This window comes from Sunxiuqinia sp. A32 (assembly GCF_052690465.1).
The window spans coordinates 62,876-81,913 of sequence record NZ_JBQYLI010000001.1 but is presented as its reverse complement, the minus strand read 5'-3'; the positions used below and the strand labels follow the sequence as shown (position 1 = coordinate 81,913).

Below are 19,038 nucleotides of genomic sequence, written 5' to 3'. Positions count from 1 at the left end.
TATTTAGGTTTCAAGGTTATTAGTCTGCTTTTAAAAGAACATTGCTTTTTGAAATTCCATTTTCATTAAAAGCCTGAATCGAAAAGAAATACGACTTATTTACATTCAAACTATTAATAATCACTGAAGTGTCGCTATAAATCTGGTAATTTTGATACAGCTTCTCTGGCGACACACCATAGTTTATGTGATAACCAAGAGCGTCTTTTGATTTGCTCCAACTCAATTTTACACTTCTGCGATTTTCAGCATCTCGTTCTATAGCTAATTTCTCCACAATTTCTGGCTTATTTCCATTGCCAACTCCAAAAACACGCAATCCACAAAGCGCAAAATTACCTGTCGGCATTTCCAGATTCCGAATGCGAATGTATCGGCAATTTTCTATAGTATTTAATGCTGTATAATCATGCGAATAATCAGAATTAGCAGCTGATTTATCGATAATAGTTTTCCAGTTCTCTGCGTCGGAAGAGACCTCTACGATGTAACGATATCTAAGTCCTACTTGCCTTCCAAACACTTGCGCATTGTGCTCGGCAAAATTAACCTGAATAGCATGAACATCGCATTGCTGCTCCAAATCAATCATTGCCCATTCAGTATCGCTACTTCCTTCGGCGGCCCAATAAGTCCGGATATCTTCATCATTCAAATTTTCTTTTTGAAAGTCTTTCAGCTCTGATGAAACGAGCACTGGTTTATTGTAAGAAAGTAACATCCAATTGGGAAAAAGCTCATCCACATTTTTTATCATTCTATTCGGGATGATCATCGGGAAATCGCCAAAGCAGGTACGGGAGTATAATTCTCCATCATCATCGAAAAAAGTTGGAAACAGAGCCAAACGCCTTTCAAACATGTGCTTCTGCGAAATGGTTACCGTCCCTATATGCCAATAATTTCCATATAAATCTTGAAATGTGCTTCCATGTCCAGCCCCTGTTGCAAAGCCTTCCGGTCGATAGGCAAAAGGATTGTTTTCTGCTAATTGATAAGGACCAAGCGGATTCTCAGAGGTATATACACCATCAGAGTAACTTTTAAACTGAGTTCCGGGACCAGCATACTGCAAATAATATTTCCCATCATGCTTGTTCATCCAGGCGCCCTCTATCCATGGTGCATTTGAAAGTTGTGTATTATAATCTCCCGGTACTTCCCATCCATGATTTCTCGTATCTGCATAAATCAATTCTACTCTTTCTCCAATAGGCTTAAAATTATGGTGGTAGTCAAGTTCAATTCCATAGATCGGATCTTTATCGGAACATCCCCAATAAAAATACAAGCGTCCATCATCATCCAGAAACAGAGCTGGATCAACCACCGAAAATGGTATTGTCGCTGCCAACTCCCATTTTCCAGCATTTAAATCTATGGCCTTGTAAATTGAATTTGACGAAGCCATGAAGTACATCGTGTCCTGAATTACTAACGCGGTTGGCGCATATTGTTCGGTAGGAATTTCATCAGTTTCAATAAAGGTCCAATCAACCAAATCTGGTGAATGCCAGTAACCACCCGATTTCGACGCAAACAAATAATACTCGTTTTTAAACACAACAACGGTTGGATCAGCAGCCTCCCTCCTCGAAGCTTCATCCAATTGAAAGCGATAGCTCAAATTAAGTGGATTACAAATGGTTTTGATATTGTTATTCGTAGCAACTTCCTTTTGATCACAAGAGGTCACAAATAAAATCAGCACGATAAATATTGAGAAGATTTTCATATCCAATAAACTTAAGTTTCTTAATTATTCGTTGGCGGAATTTCAACGGTTTTCCATTGTGAACCAGCTTTAAAGCCAACGGGGCCATACTCATTTCTCATCAATCCATTCACTCGCAAATAATTTTCAAAATGCTTATTCATAATCGATTCGCCCGCTCCAACTGCAATTGGTTCAGGCCAACTTTGATCGGCCCCGTATCCTCCTCTGGCTGCCGATAAAATATCAGGAATGTAGTTCGGCCAGGTGCCTTCATACCAGGTATAGCCAAATAGAAATGGCACTCCTCCAGCTTTTCGTACTTTATCTTTCAATTCCAGCTGAAGTCTGATAAAAGGCTCTCCAGGACAAGTGGCAATCAAAATATTATTATTGAATAGAATTGTTGAAATATGAATATTGTACTTTTCGTCTGTTTTAAAACGACCTGAAAATTGAAGTGAGTCATTCATTAACTTAAAAGATGATCCCATCTTTTTCGAAGCATCCAATGAATTTGCAAGTTTTACCGTTTCATATGCCAGCAATTCTCCTACCCTTTCAATGGTTCGGTAATCTGACTTGAAAGAATCGTCTGGTCCCTTACGTCGCGAACTAATAATCAACGATTCGATATCTCCACCACCACCTTGCACAAACAGACAAGTCATATCTTTACCAAATGCTTCTTCAACTTTTCGACAGGCTACTCCCGGATAATCAGCCGAGATTTCGTAATTGCTGCAAACAATATCCGAATGCATGGCATAATTCATAATGATTGCTCGTGGCTTACCGCTTTCATCCTCAACTTTTATTACCCCAACTTCTGGATCCACCGGACCAAACGGAATACGTTCAGGGTTCTCAGAAGTATAATGATCATCTGAAAACCATGACTCGCGAGAATGTCCGTCTTCGCGAACAATTAGCCGGTTAAATCCTAATTGAGGGAATGTTTTGTGACCTGCAATAATATAAGCAGGAAACATAGACTTCTCTGCCTTTTGTATCGCAGAAATAATTTGAGAGTTGATATATTCGGCATCACGTTTACCACTGGAATGCGTATGTGAAGAAGCTATTAAGACTTGAGATAACCCCAATTTTTCTTTGCATTCCCGTATCAACTCTTCACTAAAAAAAATTCCTTGATCGACAGAAATGAACGCTAATTTTTGCTCAGCAGTTTCCAGTAGGAGAATCCGAGCATATAAAGAATCATGCAAGGGCATTTCAATTTTTGGGGTTATATTAATTTTTGAAGTTCCTGCAAGAAGAGCAGTTTCAGCACTAAACATTTTTTTTGATTGCACCAATAAACAGATAACAATCAGCATTGTAAACAAAAGTCTGGTTTTAATCATCATGGTTTAATTTGGTTTAAATAATTCATCAGGACAACACAGGATGTTCTGTGTTGGTCTGTTCTGCTATCTTGTGCAAATTAATGTATTTAATTTGAAATAATTGCAATTTCATTCTCATTTAACAATTCTTTTTTAATAAGACTATCTGAAGAAAAGCTCTCTAATGCCAATAGTTAAAGAGTAAACAGCTAGAGACAAGTATTTTCTTTAAACATACTATTCGTACCACCCAGCAAGGTAATACCCTGCTTAAAGTTGAATAGTCTTCATTCATGCTATCTAATCTTAAAAGCTTCGCGATATGCCAAAGGAGAAAACTTACTAAGTCCTTTAAAACTTTGATTAAAATAGGCTACTGAACTAAACCCACATTCATAGGCTATCTGGCTAGACGAAAGATTGGTATTAATTAATAATTGCTGAGCAAAATCAATTCGTATTTCCTTTAAGTATTGTGAAAACGTTTTATTGGTAACTGATTTAAAATACCGGCAAAATGAACTAACATTCATACCTACCAAGGCGGCAACATCTTGAAGACTCACATCTTCCATGTAGTAATTCATTACATATTCATGAACCTTTTTTATTCGTTCTGATTTTGTAAAATAAGCACCATCATTATAGTCTGCATGAACAATCGGTTGATAGCTTCCACATTTAAACAACTCTAAAATCTTTATCAGTGATAATAACCGGTCAATCCCATCTATATTTGGCAGGTCAATTAACAACGGCCGAATTTTATTAGATGGATCATCAATTAGCCGCAATCCGAGTTTTGCTTCCAACAACAACTCAGCAACCGGATTCATTTCAGGTAAATTGATAAACCTATTCCCAAATATAGATCGTTCAAACTGGACATAAACTGAAGAGCATATTTTTTTACTCTCCGGATCGAAGTATTTTGAATCGGAAAACCAAGCATGAGGAATATTGCCTGCCAATAGAACCAGATCCCCTTTTTCAAAATGACTTCTGTCATTACCAATAATTCTGGTTCCGTCTCCGCTCGTTATCATCAAAAGTTCGAACTCAGGATGATAATGCCAAACTCTTTCAAACCACTTATTAGAATATTTTCCAACAAAAAAAGACTCAGACTCATTCTTAGAAATCCGTTCAACGTGAGGAATCATATTGTTTGCATTTATAACACTTATTGCAAAAATAACTAAACCTTTGAAAATTTACAGAAATACTTTTTCACGCACTCTTACTTACTTTGTAAACATCAGATAATCAAACAAAACAAATTAAATAGATACAATTATTTTGAATGTATTTTATTAAAACTCCTAATACTAAATCATGAATAAAAGAGAAGTTATAAAAACTGTTCTGGATGGTAAAAAACCTCCATATGTTCCATGGTCGTTCAAATTTACGATTGAACCGAAAGAGCAACTCCAAAGCTATTTCAATACAGTCGATTTAGACATTCCATTGAATAATCATATTCTGAACTTAGGTAGCGATATCGGTTTTTTCGATGAAATAGAACCCAATATGTTTCAAGACGTCTTTAAAGTTGTTTGGGACAGGTCAGTAGATAAAGATATTGGAATGCCGGTTGAGCCTCTAATCAAGGAACCATGCATGGAAGGTGTTTACTTCCCCGATCCACACGATCCACGATTTTACGCCAATATTGAACCTGAGATCGCAAAAAAACCAGATATGTTTCGGGTTTTTCAAATTGGATTTTCTCTGTATGAAAGAGCCTGGACCATGCGAGGAATGGAAAACTTGCTCATGGATTTCATGATCAATCCGGATTTTGTGCATCAATTAATGGAAAAGATTGCCGACTATAATATCGCCATGATTGAAAAAGCTTTAACCTACGATATTGATGCAGTTTATTTTGGCGATGATTGGGGACAGCAGCATGGTTTGATTATGGGAATTGACACCTGGCAAGAATTTTTATATCCGCAAATTCAACGCATGTATAAAAAAGTTCGCGATGCAGGTAAATATGTGATGATCCATAGTTGCGGCGATGTTGACGAACTTTTCCCGTTGCTGGTTGATGCAGGTTTAAATTGTTTTAACCCCTTCCAGCCTGAAGTGATGGATTTGGAAGAAATACTTCCGATGTATAGAGGGAAATTAGCATTTCATGGTGGACTTTCTATGCAAAAAACATTGCCTTTTGGAACACCCGAAGATGTGCGTAGCGAGTCTGAAAAGCTAATTGAATTAGGAAAACAAGGAGGGTATATCTTCTCACCTTCTCATTCTGTTGAAAGTGACACCACTTTAGAAAATATTTTAACTTTTATTGAAGTCGCTCAAAATCAGAAAGATTTCAAGAATGAATCCGTAAAATTAACAGTTTAATTTTCATTTTATTTGAATTGATGTAAACAAAGAAAAAAATGGATTGAGAATATTCAATCCATTTTTTTCAACATCCAAATAAACTATTTCCCTCTCCAAAGTTCTTTTAAAGATTCTTCAGCATTAGCAAATGCTTTCTATTTGAGATTCCAATAGATAACGTAGCGCTGATTATTGATTTGATAATAAGGAATCATCTTGATTTCATTCTTTGATACGTTTGATGTTTTAAAAACTAAACTTTCACCGTCCACCAAATTAAGCCACTCATTGATATTTCTTCCATCAATACACAGTGTATCTGTAATATTTTCAGGTATCGGAATATCTTTAAAATCAAGAGAATTATTTGCAAAAGGAGCCGGAGGTTCAATTCCCGCTGTTCCCATATCACCAGCCAGCACAATTGGTCCAAATACCGCAGCTGCCATATTCGGATTATCATTTGTTGCTTCCAGATGCAAAGACATCGGGTATGAAATTTCAATTTTATCTCCTGGGTTCCACCTACGCTTCAAAACAATATAACTGCCCGGCTTATTCTTTATGACTTCCTTTTTTCCATTTATTCTAACAGTCGCTCCCGAAATTGCCCACGATGGATAACGAAGATAAATAGGCATCGCATTCTTCCCAGCTTCTTTTACTGTGAGGTGAATTACCGATTCCTCCGGAAAATTTGTTTCCTGAATCAAGCTAAATTCCTTTTCTTTCCACGACAATTCGGAAGGGATAAAAAGATTTACAAATACCCCGTTCTCATCATGATAATAGATCGCTTCACCATACTTTGCATGATTTTCGAATCCGGTTCCAACACAACACCAAAACGAATTTTCCTTTGCACTAAAAGTTTTAAACGTTCCCGGCAAGTAGGACAAATAATAAGTCACCATTCCCGTTTGCTGCTCCTGAGACGCAAGAATATGATTATACAAAGCCCTCTCATAATAATCAGCATATTTCACATCGGTTGTCCAACAAAACAAATGACGTGTCAGTTTCAACATGTTGTATGTGTTGCAAGTTTCCGTTGTCGAGTGAGATAAATGCCCGGATATTTGATCTGGTTCAGAAAAAATTTCATGATCACTATTTCCACCTGTAACGTAAGTATGATGATTAACCACGGTCTCCCAAAAAAAATCTGCAATCGCCTTTTTCTGTTGATCACCAGTTAATTCATAGCCTCTCGCCTCACCTATTATTTTGGGTATTTGGGTGTTCGCATGAAGCGTTGTCAGCTGATCTTCCTTTTGCCTCAGCGGATCAAGTATTAAATGATGATAAAAAAGCTCTCCAAGTTTCTTATAATTAGCATTCCCTGTTAATGCATAAAGATTATAAGCAGCCTCAGATATTCCTCCAAATTCTGATTTGAGCATATTTTCTAGTTGCTTTGATGATAAAACCTCAACTTTGTAGTACGCCCAATCAGCCATTTTCTTTGCAATTTCAAGTGCTTTCCCGTTCCCGGCATATTGATACATGTCGATCAATCCCTCCAATATTTTATGCAGGGTGTACCATGGAGCCCAAACCTGTTCATCATTTATTGCCCGGTTAATCAAATTTTGTGGGAAAGCGCTTAAATACCCTTCCTGATTTAGTACCTGCTGTATTTCTGACAGAGCGTTCACCAACGAATCGGCTTTGCTTCTATATGAACTTTCACCGGTTGATGCATACATCAGTGCCAACCCTGAAAGTACATGCCCCAAAGTATGTCCGCGCAGTTCGCAATCCAGACCTTCCCATCCGCCAAACGGACGACTATATGATTGTATCCCCGCATTCACCCGCCAACTATGCAACAATCGGTTGTTGTCGATACTCAACAACCACTTCCCGTCACGTTCCATGTTATCCTTAAAACGACTTTCCAAAAGTTTCACATCTCTTAGATTAAAACTGAGTGCTTTTACCGAAACAGGTGATTTTACACGCTCAATATTTGAAAACTGACCAATATACTGAGAGTAAACTTCCGGAGAATAAAACCAACAAATGGCTATTATAAAGAAACTAGTGAGATACTTCTTCATTACAATTCTTCTAAATGATGAAATTTTTAATGCATAAAATGAAAAGTGATACCCAAATATTTAGAAATTCGGACTTAAACTAAATCGACAATAAACCTGTATTTAAGAGTCAAATTAATTAGTACTCGTTCCTGATGGTTTCTTCAGAATTTGAGATGTTGGTAAAGGAGTTCCAAATATTGGATAATCATTCACATCCCACTGTATTTTCTGAGCTCTTGGCGATCGCGTATCGCCCATTCCAGGAGGATCAACTTCGGTATCCCTTGCATGATAAAGGATATAATCCTCGGTTCCGTCGGGCGATTTAAAAAAGCTGTTATGCCCTGTCCCATAAACACCATTCTCGGGAGATTGCCTAAAAACAGGTTCTGCTGATTTAATCCACGAATTTGGATCGAGCAGATTTGCATCTGCCGGAATAGTAAGCATTCCTAGTGCATAATAGGGAGTCCAGCATCCACTTGCCGAATAAACCATATGAATGTACTTCCCACCAGGACTTTTCAAGGGTTGTGGACCTTCATTTACAAAAACAGCATAATCAGGTGTCCATCCTTTTTCATTGATGTAATGCCTTTCCCATTCCAACTCAGGCTTTGATATTAAGACCCGCTCCGAGCCCAAAGTCCATGGATTTTCCATTTCGGCAATATATATACACTGAGTTTCCTCTTCAATTCGACGCGTTTGCCAGCCAGACCATACCATGTATAGTTTGTTTTGGTGCTCAAATAAAGAACCGTCGATGGCCCAGTTATTATCCGCATCAGTACTGATTCGTCCTTTCATAACAAACTGACCATCAAACGGGTCTTGAGCTGAATTTTCGAGAACATACAGTTGATGATTATCGGTATTTCCATCATCTGCAGTATAATATACATACCACTTCCCATTCAGGTAATGTATTTCGGGAGCCCATAAATTTTTTGAGTTAGATGGATCTGTTGGCAACCAAATCGTTTTGCTTTCAGCATTTTTCAAGTCGGTTACATCCTTCGTTTTCCAAAGAACCAAACTATCAATCATGGTGTGCATATAATAATACTGACCGTCATGACAAAGTGCCCATGGATCAGGCCCATATGGAAGGATTGGATTGGTGAAACTAATTACTTCAGTGTCGTCAGCTGTAATCGAATGATTATTTTTCCTGCTTATGTTTCCGCATGAAACAACAATCAAAACTAACAGAGCAACTTCTAAAATTCGAATTCTGTTTTTATATATCATAGCATCATATTTTACAATTCACTTAAAATGTGGATGTAATACCAATGATTATTTCTCCCCGGTTAGGGTCTTGATTAATTTAATTTCAGAGGCTTTATATGGCACAAATTCACCTGTAAATAAATCATGCTGCCATTCACCTGTATAAGGCAAATTCTCCGGACGATGCCCCCATGACAAGTGAGTTTGCGTTTTCCCATTTACCAGCCCCCATACCATCGATCCAACATTATATTCGTAAAACAAGGGTAAAATATCTTCCACCTTTGATTTTGCTACCCGGTTCATCCATTCGGTACAAATTACAGGACGATTGTACGTCAATTTTTCTTTCATTACCTCTTCTGTCTGATCTTTTGGAGCATAACAGTGAAATGTGATTACGTCGGAATTTGCGACAATGAGATCATTCAGTTCGCTATTGCCATTCCACATACCCACAGATATTGGTTGCAAAGGATCCATTTCTTTTGCCCACGCAAATACCTTTTTCAATAATGGCATACTTCTTTCCGGCATAGTTGTATTGGTGGGTTCGTTGTATAAATCCCACAATAAAATGCGCTCATCATTTTTGAAATGATTCAACATGTCTTTCACATAAACTTCCAGCTTTTTATGCTCCCGTTCATCTACAACCATGGTATAACCCGGTGAAGGAGACCATGCCCAGGCATACCATCCTTCAAGTGGTTCGGGCTGAACACCGATTTTAGTATCCGTATTAGTACCAAAAGTACAATCATCGAAAAAACAAGGCATTACTTTTACTCCATGCTTATTACAAATCGATAAAAATTTATCAAATGTTTTGATGAAATATTTTGGATCATCTTCGTAAACAGCATATTGAAGTACGACCCGCGCGCAATTTAAACCTATGCTTTCCGCTAATTTCATTTCCTTTTCAATTAAATCAGGCGAAAAACTGGTTTTATCCCACATTGCTGTATAATTGATGGCATTTGACGGAATGTAATTCATTCCACAAAACCATTTATTTTGCGTTTGCCATTCCTTTGCTTTCTCAATAGACCAACGCTGATTCTGAGCCAACAAACTAAGATTTACTGATAACAGTATGATCAGGACTAGATATCTTTTCATAACGATATTTTTTTATTATTTTTTTCAATTTACAAAACTTGAACAACTGATTTTCAACACCATTGATACGATCAATCTAGATTTGGAAGGAAAAAATCAAACGGTTTATCCCGGTCACAAGTCAAGGTTTCCCCATCAAATTCCAATTCGCCAACCTGAATACTTGACCGACGATTTGAGTAGGAGTAACATCCATCCTCATCCATTTCTCCCGCAAAATGCTTTGTCCTTCCGGGATGAGTAAAGTAAAAAATGTAGGCTTTCCCATCTACTACTACTACATCGCCATGCGCTCCACTTGGAGAATCTTCCTTTCGCAAACTTGGCTTATCCAAAATTAAGCCATGCCTTTCCCAATTATTCAAATCGTTGGATTTATATACACGCATCCCCTGCCACTCGTCAGTGAGCATCCAATAATATCCTTTAAACTCGAAAACTTTAGGTCCTTCATGCGCTCGTCCTCCAATTGCAGGCTCATCATTGTTTGTCCAATTATAAAGATCATCACTTTCCGACATCATGGTAATTGCTCCCCGCGTTTCATCTTTATACCACATGCGGAATTTTCCATTTTTCATTTTAAAAAGAGTTGCATCAATCACACTATTAGAAGAGAGTTTTAATGGTCCAATATGATTCCAGTCCCACATATCTTTGCTTACATAGTGATGAATAACGGGATTCCCTCCCCAATGACTTCGAACTCCTCGATAATAAACGACAAACATATGATATTCACCATTGTGATAAATTACGTCGGGAGCCCAAAAAGTGTTCGTACCTCTTTCAAAATCCAAATCCAATTCACCTCGGTATACCCATGTTTTCCCATTGTCATCAGAAGATGCAATACCTACATTATTTCCATAACAAAACGCAACATCGGGTATCATTTGATTTGCTCTGCGCGCCGAATAAAGCATCCACCAATTTTTCTCCGTTTTATTCCATATTACAACCGGATCAGCAGCCCCATCGTAAACCGGATCCCTGAACAAAGGAGCTGATGGTTGTTGACAAAAACCGGATACAACAACGAAACCTAACAGAGCAAACAATAACCAAACTTTCTTCATCTTAAAACACATCTTAAAACAGTTAATCAATTAATAAGGGCAGAAAATTATTCTGCCCTTAATCCATCAAATTTTTATTGAGGCAGGCCTTCTACCTTTTTTGTATCCGAGAAAAGATAATAATTCGGAATATTTTCCAATTCAATAGCTACCCTGCAAAAAGCATAGTCTCTAAAGTTATTTACGTACATTCTACGATACGAATCATTCCCCTCAGAGATACTTACTGTAATTTCCACACTTCCCTGGTCTGAAATATTTACATCCATGGATTTTGTGCATGAAGTTTTGCTATTTACAATTGCCGAAGTTCCAACATAACAACGGGCTTTTACAACTCTGGGAGCTGGTTTAACAGTTCCCGTATTATTGGCTACATCAAACTTCAAAACGATATTTCCACCTTCAACTGAAGTTGAAAAATTATTGATTGTGTAGTAAGGAACCACCTCAATGTTTTTCTCAAAATCAGATTTAAGATTTACATACAAACTGTCATATCCTAAACCAGCACCATAGGAGTCAAACTCACTAAATTCAAAAGGATATTGATTGTTATTTGGTGTAAGCCAATATTCTCCGGAGAATAAAAGCTGTTGGAAAGAACCATCTTCACATACTTTAATGGCAGTTCCAATATCAACTTTACCAAAACCTTTCTGAAAAACACTTAATAAGCCACGATCAGGATTACCATCGAATAAGAAATTTTGGCCGTTATAAGTCAAATTTCCGCTGAGTAGTAAAGATGGGGAATCATAATTATCATACTCACAAGATGAGGAGATAATTGCCAGAATTATAAAACTGAGATATATTATTCTTTTCATTGTATTCTATTTTTATTAATGATTTGGGTTTTTCTCAATTTTCGGATTTCCTTCATTGATCGGATAAGTTGCATAAAACATGGTGCGGTCAAAATTTAATGGATCACCTAGTTTTTCGGTAGATCCTCTATGCTCTAATCTCACTTTTCTATAGATCCATTTTCCATCATCGGGATCACCAGGAGCATAGATCTTATATGGCCAAAGACCAGTCATTATTGAAGTTGAATTATTGGGATCATACGCCCAAACATCGTCCGCAATTCTCCATCTTTTTAAATCGTTATAACGATGATCTTCAAATGCCAACTCCACTCTTCTTTCATTGATGATTCGATCAAAATCAAGCTCACTCATCTCAATCTCAAACTCAGTACCACCGGCTCTATTTCTAACATTATTGATCAATTCAAGAGCAAGGCCACGAGTATCGGCTCCACCATAGCTTCCTACTCCATCCTCAGCCAAACAATAAGCAGCCTCAGCAGCATTTAGCAATACTTCACCATAACGAAATACGATGTATGGCACATCACTGGCTCCTTCTGCTTCTGTTCCTGCATCAACATCGGTAAATTTTCTCATTAAAAACCCGGTATGAGAAATATAGGTGCTCGTACGATGTGGCCCTTCTGTTCCTGTTATTCTTTGCCCTTCGTATACATTTGCTGAAGAGTTTAAATTCTCAATTAAATCGACCGTCTTAAACTCATAACCACTTGCAGTTCTTATTGCCAGACCAGCCTGAAAATCAAGATCAATTCCTCGAAATGAAGATCCCGGATAAATAACGGTTCCGCTTAAACGAGGGTCTTTCCCTGCAAAAATATCACCTGGATTATCGTACACTTTATAACTTAAGGTTGACTGTCCATCTTCCATTCGTTCGACCTGGGCTGTACCATTATACGGATTGATCGTTGCCAATGTATGAGAATCAATATCTTCATAACTATTAACAAGATTGAATACCGGGTTTATTTCACAGCCTGTTTTTAAACCAGCCCGTAATTGAGTACATATAGCCTTGCTGGTAAAATCATTTTTGTATGTAGTTCCATCGTAATCTCTGCTAAAAATGACTTCCGGATTATTCGTACTGCTTTGGAAAAGATTACAATAATTCTTTGCCAAATCACTTTCAGCCTGGTACAATGAATATTTGCCAGAATTCTTTAGTTCGGTATATGCATCCAAACATTTTTGGAAATACTCATCAGCCTTTGCTTTTTCAATACCCGTTGCGCCGCTAGGCAGAATTAATCCTTTTTCAACATTCTTGTCATAATTGTACGCAATGGAACCGGCATACAGCATAGCACGGCATTTTAAAGCCAGCGCACTTCCTTTAGTGGCCCGTGTTTTAACCGATGCTGGAGCTAAACTTAAATCTTCGGTAATCTCATCCAGCTCACTTGCGATATAATCATACACTTCTGATTCTTTATTTCTTGGAAGAGCTAAATCTAAAGGAGTTTCAGTATAATCAGCGGGGTCTTCAATAATAGGAACTCCCCCCATTCTCGAAACCATTGTGAAATAGGTGAATGCTCTTAAGTATCTTGCTTCTGCCAGAAAATATCGCTGCTTTTCTACAGGTACATCCGAACTCACATCATTCGTTAATGCCTGAATATGAATATTAATATCACGTATTAACCCAAAGTCATAATATTGACGATAGTTACGGTCAACGTTCCCTGAAAATACCCAATAAGCACTGTTGTGCGACGCTTCATCCCATCTTGCCAAATCATGTAAATCAGCTCCGGTATTAGCACCTCCATATGGATCATAGTCTTCACCAAAGTCTTGCTGATAGCGCAAGCGGGAATATAAATTTGCTGCAACACTACTTATTCCCTCTTCGGAAGAATAAGCTTGATTTACTGATAATCCTGTTGTATCATCTTGTGTTAGCCAACTTTCGCAGGAATAGAATACTAATAGAAAAGCGGCTAGAAATATATTTATAATTTTTTTCATAACTACTTACACTTTAAAAAGTTAAATTAAGACCAAGGGTGAAAACCCGGTGCTGTGGATAATCGGCACCTTGAACTCCAGAAACTTCAGGATCAATTTTGTAGTCCTTCATATTATCTACTGTGAGTAGGTTTGTTCCTTCAAAATAGAACCTAAGCTTTTCAATATCTACCCTATTTGTCCAACGTTTAGGTAAGGTATATCCGAACTCAAGATTTCTCAAACGTAAATAGTTTACATTCTTGTTATAGAAACTATTTGAATACCATGTTGATGGATTATTTAACCCACGAAGTGCAGGAAAAGTGCCTGGAATCCATGGAGATGTTGGATCAAAAATATCCTCATGTTTCCATACATTTAAACTATTAAATGCGTAACCATTGGCAATAAATTCGGTACTTGTTCCCCAAACTGTGAACCAGGCTGGAATGTATGTGTTCATGAATCCACCAGCCAGATCAGCCGCAAAATCAATACCTTTCCATTCAAAACCGAAATTAAAGCCTAAAGATAAAAGTGGATTCTTATTCCCCTGTGCAGAGTTCACTTCCCAAGGCCAGTCACCAGCGGCATATCCCAATGGCCTTCTGTCGTAGTTATTAATGACTTTATCTCCGTTTACATCCTTAAATATCAAGTCACCTGGAAGTAAGTTTTTATTGTTCTGACCATCAATATTAACAGGATAGTTATCAATTTCTTCTTGTGTTTGGAATACCCCAATAACCTCAACCATCCACACATCGCCGTTCACGACATTTGCCCATCGATCATTTTTGCTATACCAGTATTGATCTATGGCATTGAAGAATTGCTCTCCATAACTTTTCCCATTTTTTTGCCTTGCAAGGGTAACATTCGCACCAACGTAATATTTTACCTCCCCAATCTTATCGTTCCATTTTACAAATCCGTCAACACCCACATTTTCATCAGAATTCAAATTCTGCGGCAATGCGCTAATTCCACTTTCCAGCGGGAAGATAAGATCATCGGGACGAGCTGCAATACCATCTCTTTTTCGTTTAAACGCATCAAACTCAAACGTCAGTTTATTTTTGATAAATCCAAGATCAAAACCGACGTCAAAAATGGACGTTGTCATCCATGTTAAACCGGTAATTGGAATTCCTTTTACTCCAGATCCAACCACATTCTTATTATCACCACTCAATTGAAATGGATCCAGCGGCATATTGGCACTTCCCGATTGATAGTTATAACCAGACAAATACGCGAAATCAGGATAAAATCCGCCCAGATTATCATCTCCCATTTCACCATAAGAAACTCTCAATTTGAAATTAGTCATCCAATCCGAAATCTTCAGACTTTTAAAGAATTCCTCTTCGGAAACACGCCAGGCTGTTGATACTGAAGGGAAAAATCCCCAACGGTTGTTTTCCGGGAATTTCCAGGATCCATCATACCTGCCAGCGAAATCGACAATGTATTTTTGCCCAAATTCATATCCGGCTCTCAGCACAAGACTAGCGGTAGAATAAGTACCAGTAACTTCGCCAACAGCGTTGTTCTCGCTGGTTCCAATCAAATCAATAAATGGATTTTCCACAGGCCGCTGCTCAATTGATAAATAATTTCTCTGGCGCTCATAAAATTCAAAACCAGCAGTACCGGTTATATGATGTTTTTCGCCAAACATATTATCGTATTTCATTAAAAATTGCCCGGTTATATCCTGAATATTCTCTCTCGCACGAGCAAGTCTTGTATCACCAGAAGCCGCCTTATCAAATTTTATTAGATATGAATCAGTTGCCTCATCATACGTATATTCCTGCCAGCCTTTTTCATTTCTATTGCTATTGTTATTCGCATAGAAATACGAAAGTAGACCATTAAAAACCAAACCTTTCACAGGTGTCTTATACTCCAGGTTTATATTATTTCGTATAGTTCGCCATTTTGAGTCGTAACTCCCTGCATGCTCTTTTGTAAATGCAGCGATATTTCTGGAGTCGTGAGCAACCAAGTAATTTAAATAAAATGGATCATCGTTCGCGTAAGGGCGATAAGTTGGTAACAAGCCAAATAATGAATTCCGAATGAGTTGATAATCACCGGCAGCGGCATCAACCCTTGGAAGAGATGGCCCTGTGGAGTTTTCAATTTTACCTGACATTTGATAACCAATTTTTAATCGGTCACTTAACTGCATATCAAAATTTGCCTGAAGATTAGTTCTATTGAAATTATAATCCTCAAAAACGGCATCCTGATCAACATGAGAAACAGACAAATAACCCTGAGTCTTCTCTCCTCCACCAGTAATACTTGCATTGATATATTTTTGAGGTGCAGCATTGCTCACATAGGCATCTTTCCAATCAAAGCTTCTATAATCTTCACCGGTTGATGGAATATAAGTTCCTGCTTTCCATTTTTCCAATTCCGCTTGTGTCTGCGCAATTGCCGTCGGATCAGTTAGAATTCCACGGTTGACTTTGTTCATCGCGAGCGCATAGTTATACTGGTATGCATCCATTAAATCTGGATAGGTAGTCCACTGTTGCCATCCCATGTAGGTATTTAAACTGAGGGTTGGTTTACTATCCTTTTTCCCTCTTTTGGTAGTAACCAGAATAACTCCGTTAGCGGCTTTTACACCATAAATTGCAGCAGCCCCATCTTTCAACACCGATATATTATCAATATCATTTATGTCCAGGTTATTAAAAGACCCTTCATCCGACATTATTCCGTCAATAACATATAATGGTGTCCCCATGTTACGAATCTGGATTCTGGCAGAAGCACCCGGAGCTCCGGACTTTTGCCTCGCAGTAATACCTGAAATTTTCCCAACAAGAGCACCTGACGTTGTTGTAGATGTTGAGCGCTGGATATCTTCGCTGTTTACAGTACTAATTGCAGCAGAAACCGAACCTTTGCGGGTTACACCATAACCAACAACAACGACTTCATCCAGTCCCTGCATTTCTTCCTGCAGGCTAACATTTATAACTTCTTTCCCTTCTAATGGAACTTCAAGCGTTTCCATTCCAATGAAAGAGAATATAAGAGCACCGGTACTTGGAACATCAGGAATACTATAATTCCCATCAATATCGGTAATCGATCCATTGGTGGTTCCCTTTACAACTACCGTAACTCCGGGAAGTGCTACACCGGAAGAATCAAATACTTTTCCGGTTACTTTTTTACTGTCTTGTTCTGCGATATTCTCTGTTACTGAAGAAAGAATTATCTGCCTCCCGGTCAATTCATATTTAATACCTGTATCAACTAAAGCTTTATCCAATACTTCGTTAATTAGCTTCCCATTAAAATCACCGGATATTCGTTGATCAACATCAATTTTTCCACTATAAAAAAATCTGTATTCACTCTGATTTTCAATGAATCGCAAAAAATATTCAATACTGACATCCCGGACGTTAATCGTCAATTTTGTAGTTTGAGAATAACTCTCAGTGGCAAGCACACCCATAACTGAGAGTAGCACAACAAAGATTGTTAGTTTCATTTTTAGTAATGTTTGGTACGCACATGACTTTAGGTCATGAAAACCTGATTTTTTTTTCATAAGTTTGTAATGATTGGTTTATGAACTCGTTAATTAAATCAATGGTCAAGGAGCAGGAAGTGCCATTTCTTGCTCCTTTCATTTTTTAGTTATTCATCATTTATTCAATTTTTAGGTTAAAATTTTATTGGGCTGATATGGTTACTTTTCTATCCTGAGTGCTATAAGAATATTTTACGGGTGCAGCCTTACATATCATCTCCATCACTTCTGTCAATGTTTCATTTTCAATCGTTCCAGAAAACCACAATCCATTAAAGTCTGTCGCTGAATATTTAACTTTTACGTTGTAGTAGCGTTCTAATCGCCGAATCATATCAGGAAATGGTTCCCTGGAGAATATGAGTTTACCATCTTTCCATGAGGTGAATAGTTCAGTATCAACTTTCTCCTTTACAAACTTTTTATTGTACCATTTTACCTGCTCGCCCGGTTCAACAACAGAAACTTCAGCATCCTCACTATCAAGCACTTTAATCTTTCCTCGTTCAAGAGTCGTCTCAAATTCTTTATTGTCAAACGCTTTAACATTAAAAGCAGTTCCTAACACGCTCACTTTTGCCAGGCTGGTTTTCACCTGAAAGGGAACCTTACTTTTCACGACATCAAAAAAAGCTTCACCCTCTAAATTTACATCCCGATTCTCTGTGAAGTCGGATGAATAGCTTAAGGTGGAACCCGAATTAAGCCAAACTTTTGAGCCATCTGGCAATGCGAATTGAGTTTTCGCCCCATACGGAATAGTGATAGTTTGCAGTGTTGACTCTGAAAAGAATGATTGTTTCTGATTATAAAACCAGACACTTGAAAGTATAATTCCAACCAATAAAACAGCAGCCACGCGTGAACTGATTACATAAATCCGCAATTTCTTAGCCACCAAAGCTTGCTCTTTTGCTACTATGATTTCCTTTATTTTATTAATTAGCGCTGGATTTTCGCGAGGGTGTTCCTCCTCCTGGAGGACATTTTCCCATTCTGATTTCATTCCGTCCGTTATCAGAGGTTCATTTTCGGAGCGGTTAAGGTTTGTATGAAACTGTTCAAACTCCTTCGGAGATAAAACAGATTGGATGTATTTCTTTAATAAACTTTTCATTCTGTGTGTTCTAACATTAGTTATACACAGCAAAAAGGTTCATCCCTAATGAAAAATCAAAATAATTATAAAAAAAGATAAAGATAAAGCGCAGAAATCAATCCTACCGTGCGATATTTTTTCCGTAACTGACTAATAGCCTGCCCGATATGATACTCAACCGTTTTTGTTGAAATATTTAATCTCTCTGCAATTTCTTTATGAGACAATCCTTCTACCCTGCTCAATTTAAATATTTCTTTTTGTTTTACTGGTAGCTCCTCTATAAATTCCACAGTCTTTACCCGAAGCTCTTCATATTCAAAGCTTTCAAAAGAATGATATTCTTGCGCAATAGAAGCTCGTAAAATCTGGTCTTTTATTTTTTGATTGTTTAATCTTCGTCGCAGTTCATTTAATAGAAGATTCTGGGTAATCGTGAATATGTAGGAATTGAATGAAGTATTTGTTTTAATATTCTGACGATTATCCCATATTTTTATAAATACTTCCTGGAGGATATCATCAATTCCATCATCAAATTTCAAAAATGTCTTGGAGAATCGGAATAAACGGGGATAATAATAATTAAACAAATCTTCCAAAGCAGTTTTATCATTACTCATAAGATTAGCTAATATTTCTTCCTGTTTAAACAGTTTCTCCATTCATG

13 protein-coding genes are annotated in these 19,038 nt (G+C 37.6%); 1 reads left to right on the top strand and 12 read right to left on the bottom strand.

The genetic code is table 11. The features are described from left to right. Positions 1 to 19: 19 nt before the first annotated feature. The 3 genes from ACUNWD_RS00275 to ACUNWD_RS00265 all read right to left on the bottom strand — a co-directional run bounded on the left by ACUNWD_RS00275 (position 20) and on the right by ACUNWD_RS00265 (position 4,226). Complete coding sequence (locus ACUNWD_RS00275; RefSeq protein ID WP_445585752.1) at positions 20 to 1,735, bottom strand: family 43 glycosylhydrolase; 1,716 nt, start codon at positions 1,733 to 1,735, stop codon at positions 20 to 22. Positions 1,736 to 1,755: 20 nt separating this feature from the next. Continuing rightward, positions 1,756 to 3,084, bottom strand: coding sequence for a hypothetical protein (locus ACUNWD_RS00270; RefSeq protein WP_445585751.1), 1,329 nt, complete (start codon positions 3,082 to 3,084; stop codon positions 1,756 to 1,758). A gap of 275 nt (positions 3,085 to 3,359) precedes the next feature. After that, positions 3,360 to 4,226 carry an AraC family transcriptional regulator gene (locus ACUNWD_RS00265; protein ID WP_445585750.1) on the bottom strand — a complete coding sequence of 289 codons (867 nt, stop codon included), beginning with the start codon at positions 4,224 to 4,226 and terminating at the stop codon, positions 3,360 to 3,362. Positions 4,227 to 4,398: 172 nt separating this feature from the next. On the opposite strand from ACUNWD_RS00265, the gene ACUNWD_RS00260 reads away from it, so the two are divergent. Beyond that, the gene (locus tag ACUNWD_RS00260) at positions 4,399 to 5,433 is read left to right on the top strand and encodes a uroporphyrinogen decarboxylase family protein (RefSeq protein ID WP_445585749.1); all 1,035 of its coding nucleotides are present in this window, start codon (positions 4,399 to 4,401) and stop codon (positions 5,431 to 5,433) included. Between the two features lie 137 nt (positions 5,434 to 5,570). On the opposite strand, the gene ACUNWD_RS00255 is transcribed toward ACUNWD_RS00260, so the two are convergent. The 9 genes from ACUNWD_RS00255 to ACUNWD_RS00215 all read right to left on the bottom strand — a co-directional run bounded on the left by ACUNWD_RS00255 (position 5,571) and on the right by ACUNWD_RS00215 (position 19,033). After that, positions 5,571 to 7,478 carry a beta-L-arabinofuranosidase domain-containing protein gene (locus tag ACUNWD_RS00255; RefSeq protein WP_445585748.1) on the bottom strand — a complete coding sequence of 636 codons (1,908 nt, stop codon included), beginning with the start codon at positions 7,476 to 7,478 and terminating at the stop codon, positions 5,571 to 5,573. 114 nt (positions 7,479 to 7,592) lie between these two features. Then, on the bottom strand, positions 7,593 to 8,714 hold the full coding sequence (locus tag ACUNWD_RS00250) for a glycoside hydrolase family 43 protein (protein ID WP_445585747.1): 1,122 nt from the start codon (positions 8,712 to 8,714) through the stop codon (positions 7,593 to 7,595). A 48-nt stretch (positions 8,715 to 8,762) separates the two neighbouring features. After that, positions 8,763 to 9,821 carry a glycoside hydrolase family 2 TIM barrel-domain containing protein gene (locus ACUNWD_RS00245; protein WP_445585746.1) on the bottom strand — a complete coding sequence of 353 codons (1,059 nt, stop codon included), beginning with the start codon at positions 9,819 to 9,821 and terminating at the stop codon, positions 8,763 to 8,765. A 71-nt stretch (positions 9,822 to 9,892) separates the two neighbouring features. Further along, positions 9,893 to 10,900, bottom strand: a complete 1,008-nt coding sequence (locus tag ACUNWD_RS00240) for a family 43 glycosylhydrolase (RefSeq protein ID WP_445585745.1) — start codon at positions 10,898 to 10,900, stop codon at positions 9,893 to 9,895. A gap of 74 nt (positions 10,901 to 10,974) precedes the next feature. Further along, positions 10,975 to 11,730 (bottom strand): DUF3823 domain-containing protein, encoded by a 756-nt coding sequence (locus tag ACUNWD_RS00235; RefSeq protein ID WP_445585744.1) that lies wholly within the window; start codon positions 11,728 to 11,730, stop codon positions 10,975 to 10,977. A gap of 15 nt (positions 11,731 to 11,745) precedes the next feature. Further along, entirely contained in the window at positions 11,746 to 13,716 is a 1,971-nt protein-coding gene (locus tag ACUNWD_RS00230) for a RagB/SusD family nutrient uptake outer membrane protein (protein ID WP_445585743.1), read from the bottom strand. A gap of 13 nt (positions 13,717 to 13,729) precedes the next feature. After that, the gene (locus ACUNWD_RS00225) at positions 13,730 to 17,227 is read right to left on the bottom strand and encodes a SusC/RagA family TonB-linked outer membrane protein (protein ID WP_445585742.1); all 3,498 of its coding nucleotides are present in this window, start codon (positions 17,225 to 17,227) and stop codon (positions 13,730 to 13,732) included. Positions 17,228 to 17,411: 184 nt separating this feature from the next. Further along, positions 17,412 to 18,386 (bottom strand): FecR family protein, encoded by a 975-nt coding sequence (locus ACUNWD_RS00220; protein ID WP_445585741.1) that lies wholly within the window; start codon positions 18,384 to 18,386, stop codon positions 17,412 to 17,414. A 65-nt stretch (positions 18,387 to 18,451) separates the two neighbouring features. After that, entirely contained in the window at positions 18,452 to 19,033 is a 582-nt protein-coding gene (locus ACUNWD_RS00215; RefSeq protein WP_445585740.1) for an RNA polymerase sigma-70 factor, read from the bottom strand. Positions 19,034 to 19,038: the final 5 nt, after the last annotated feature.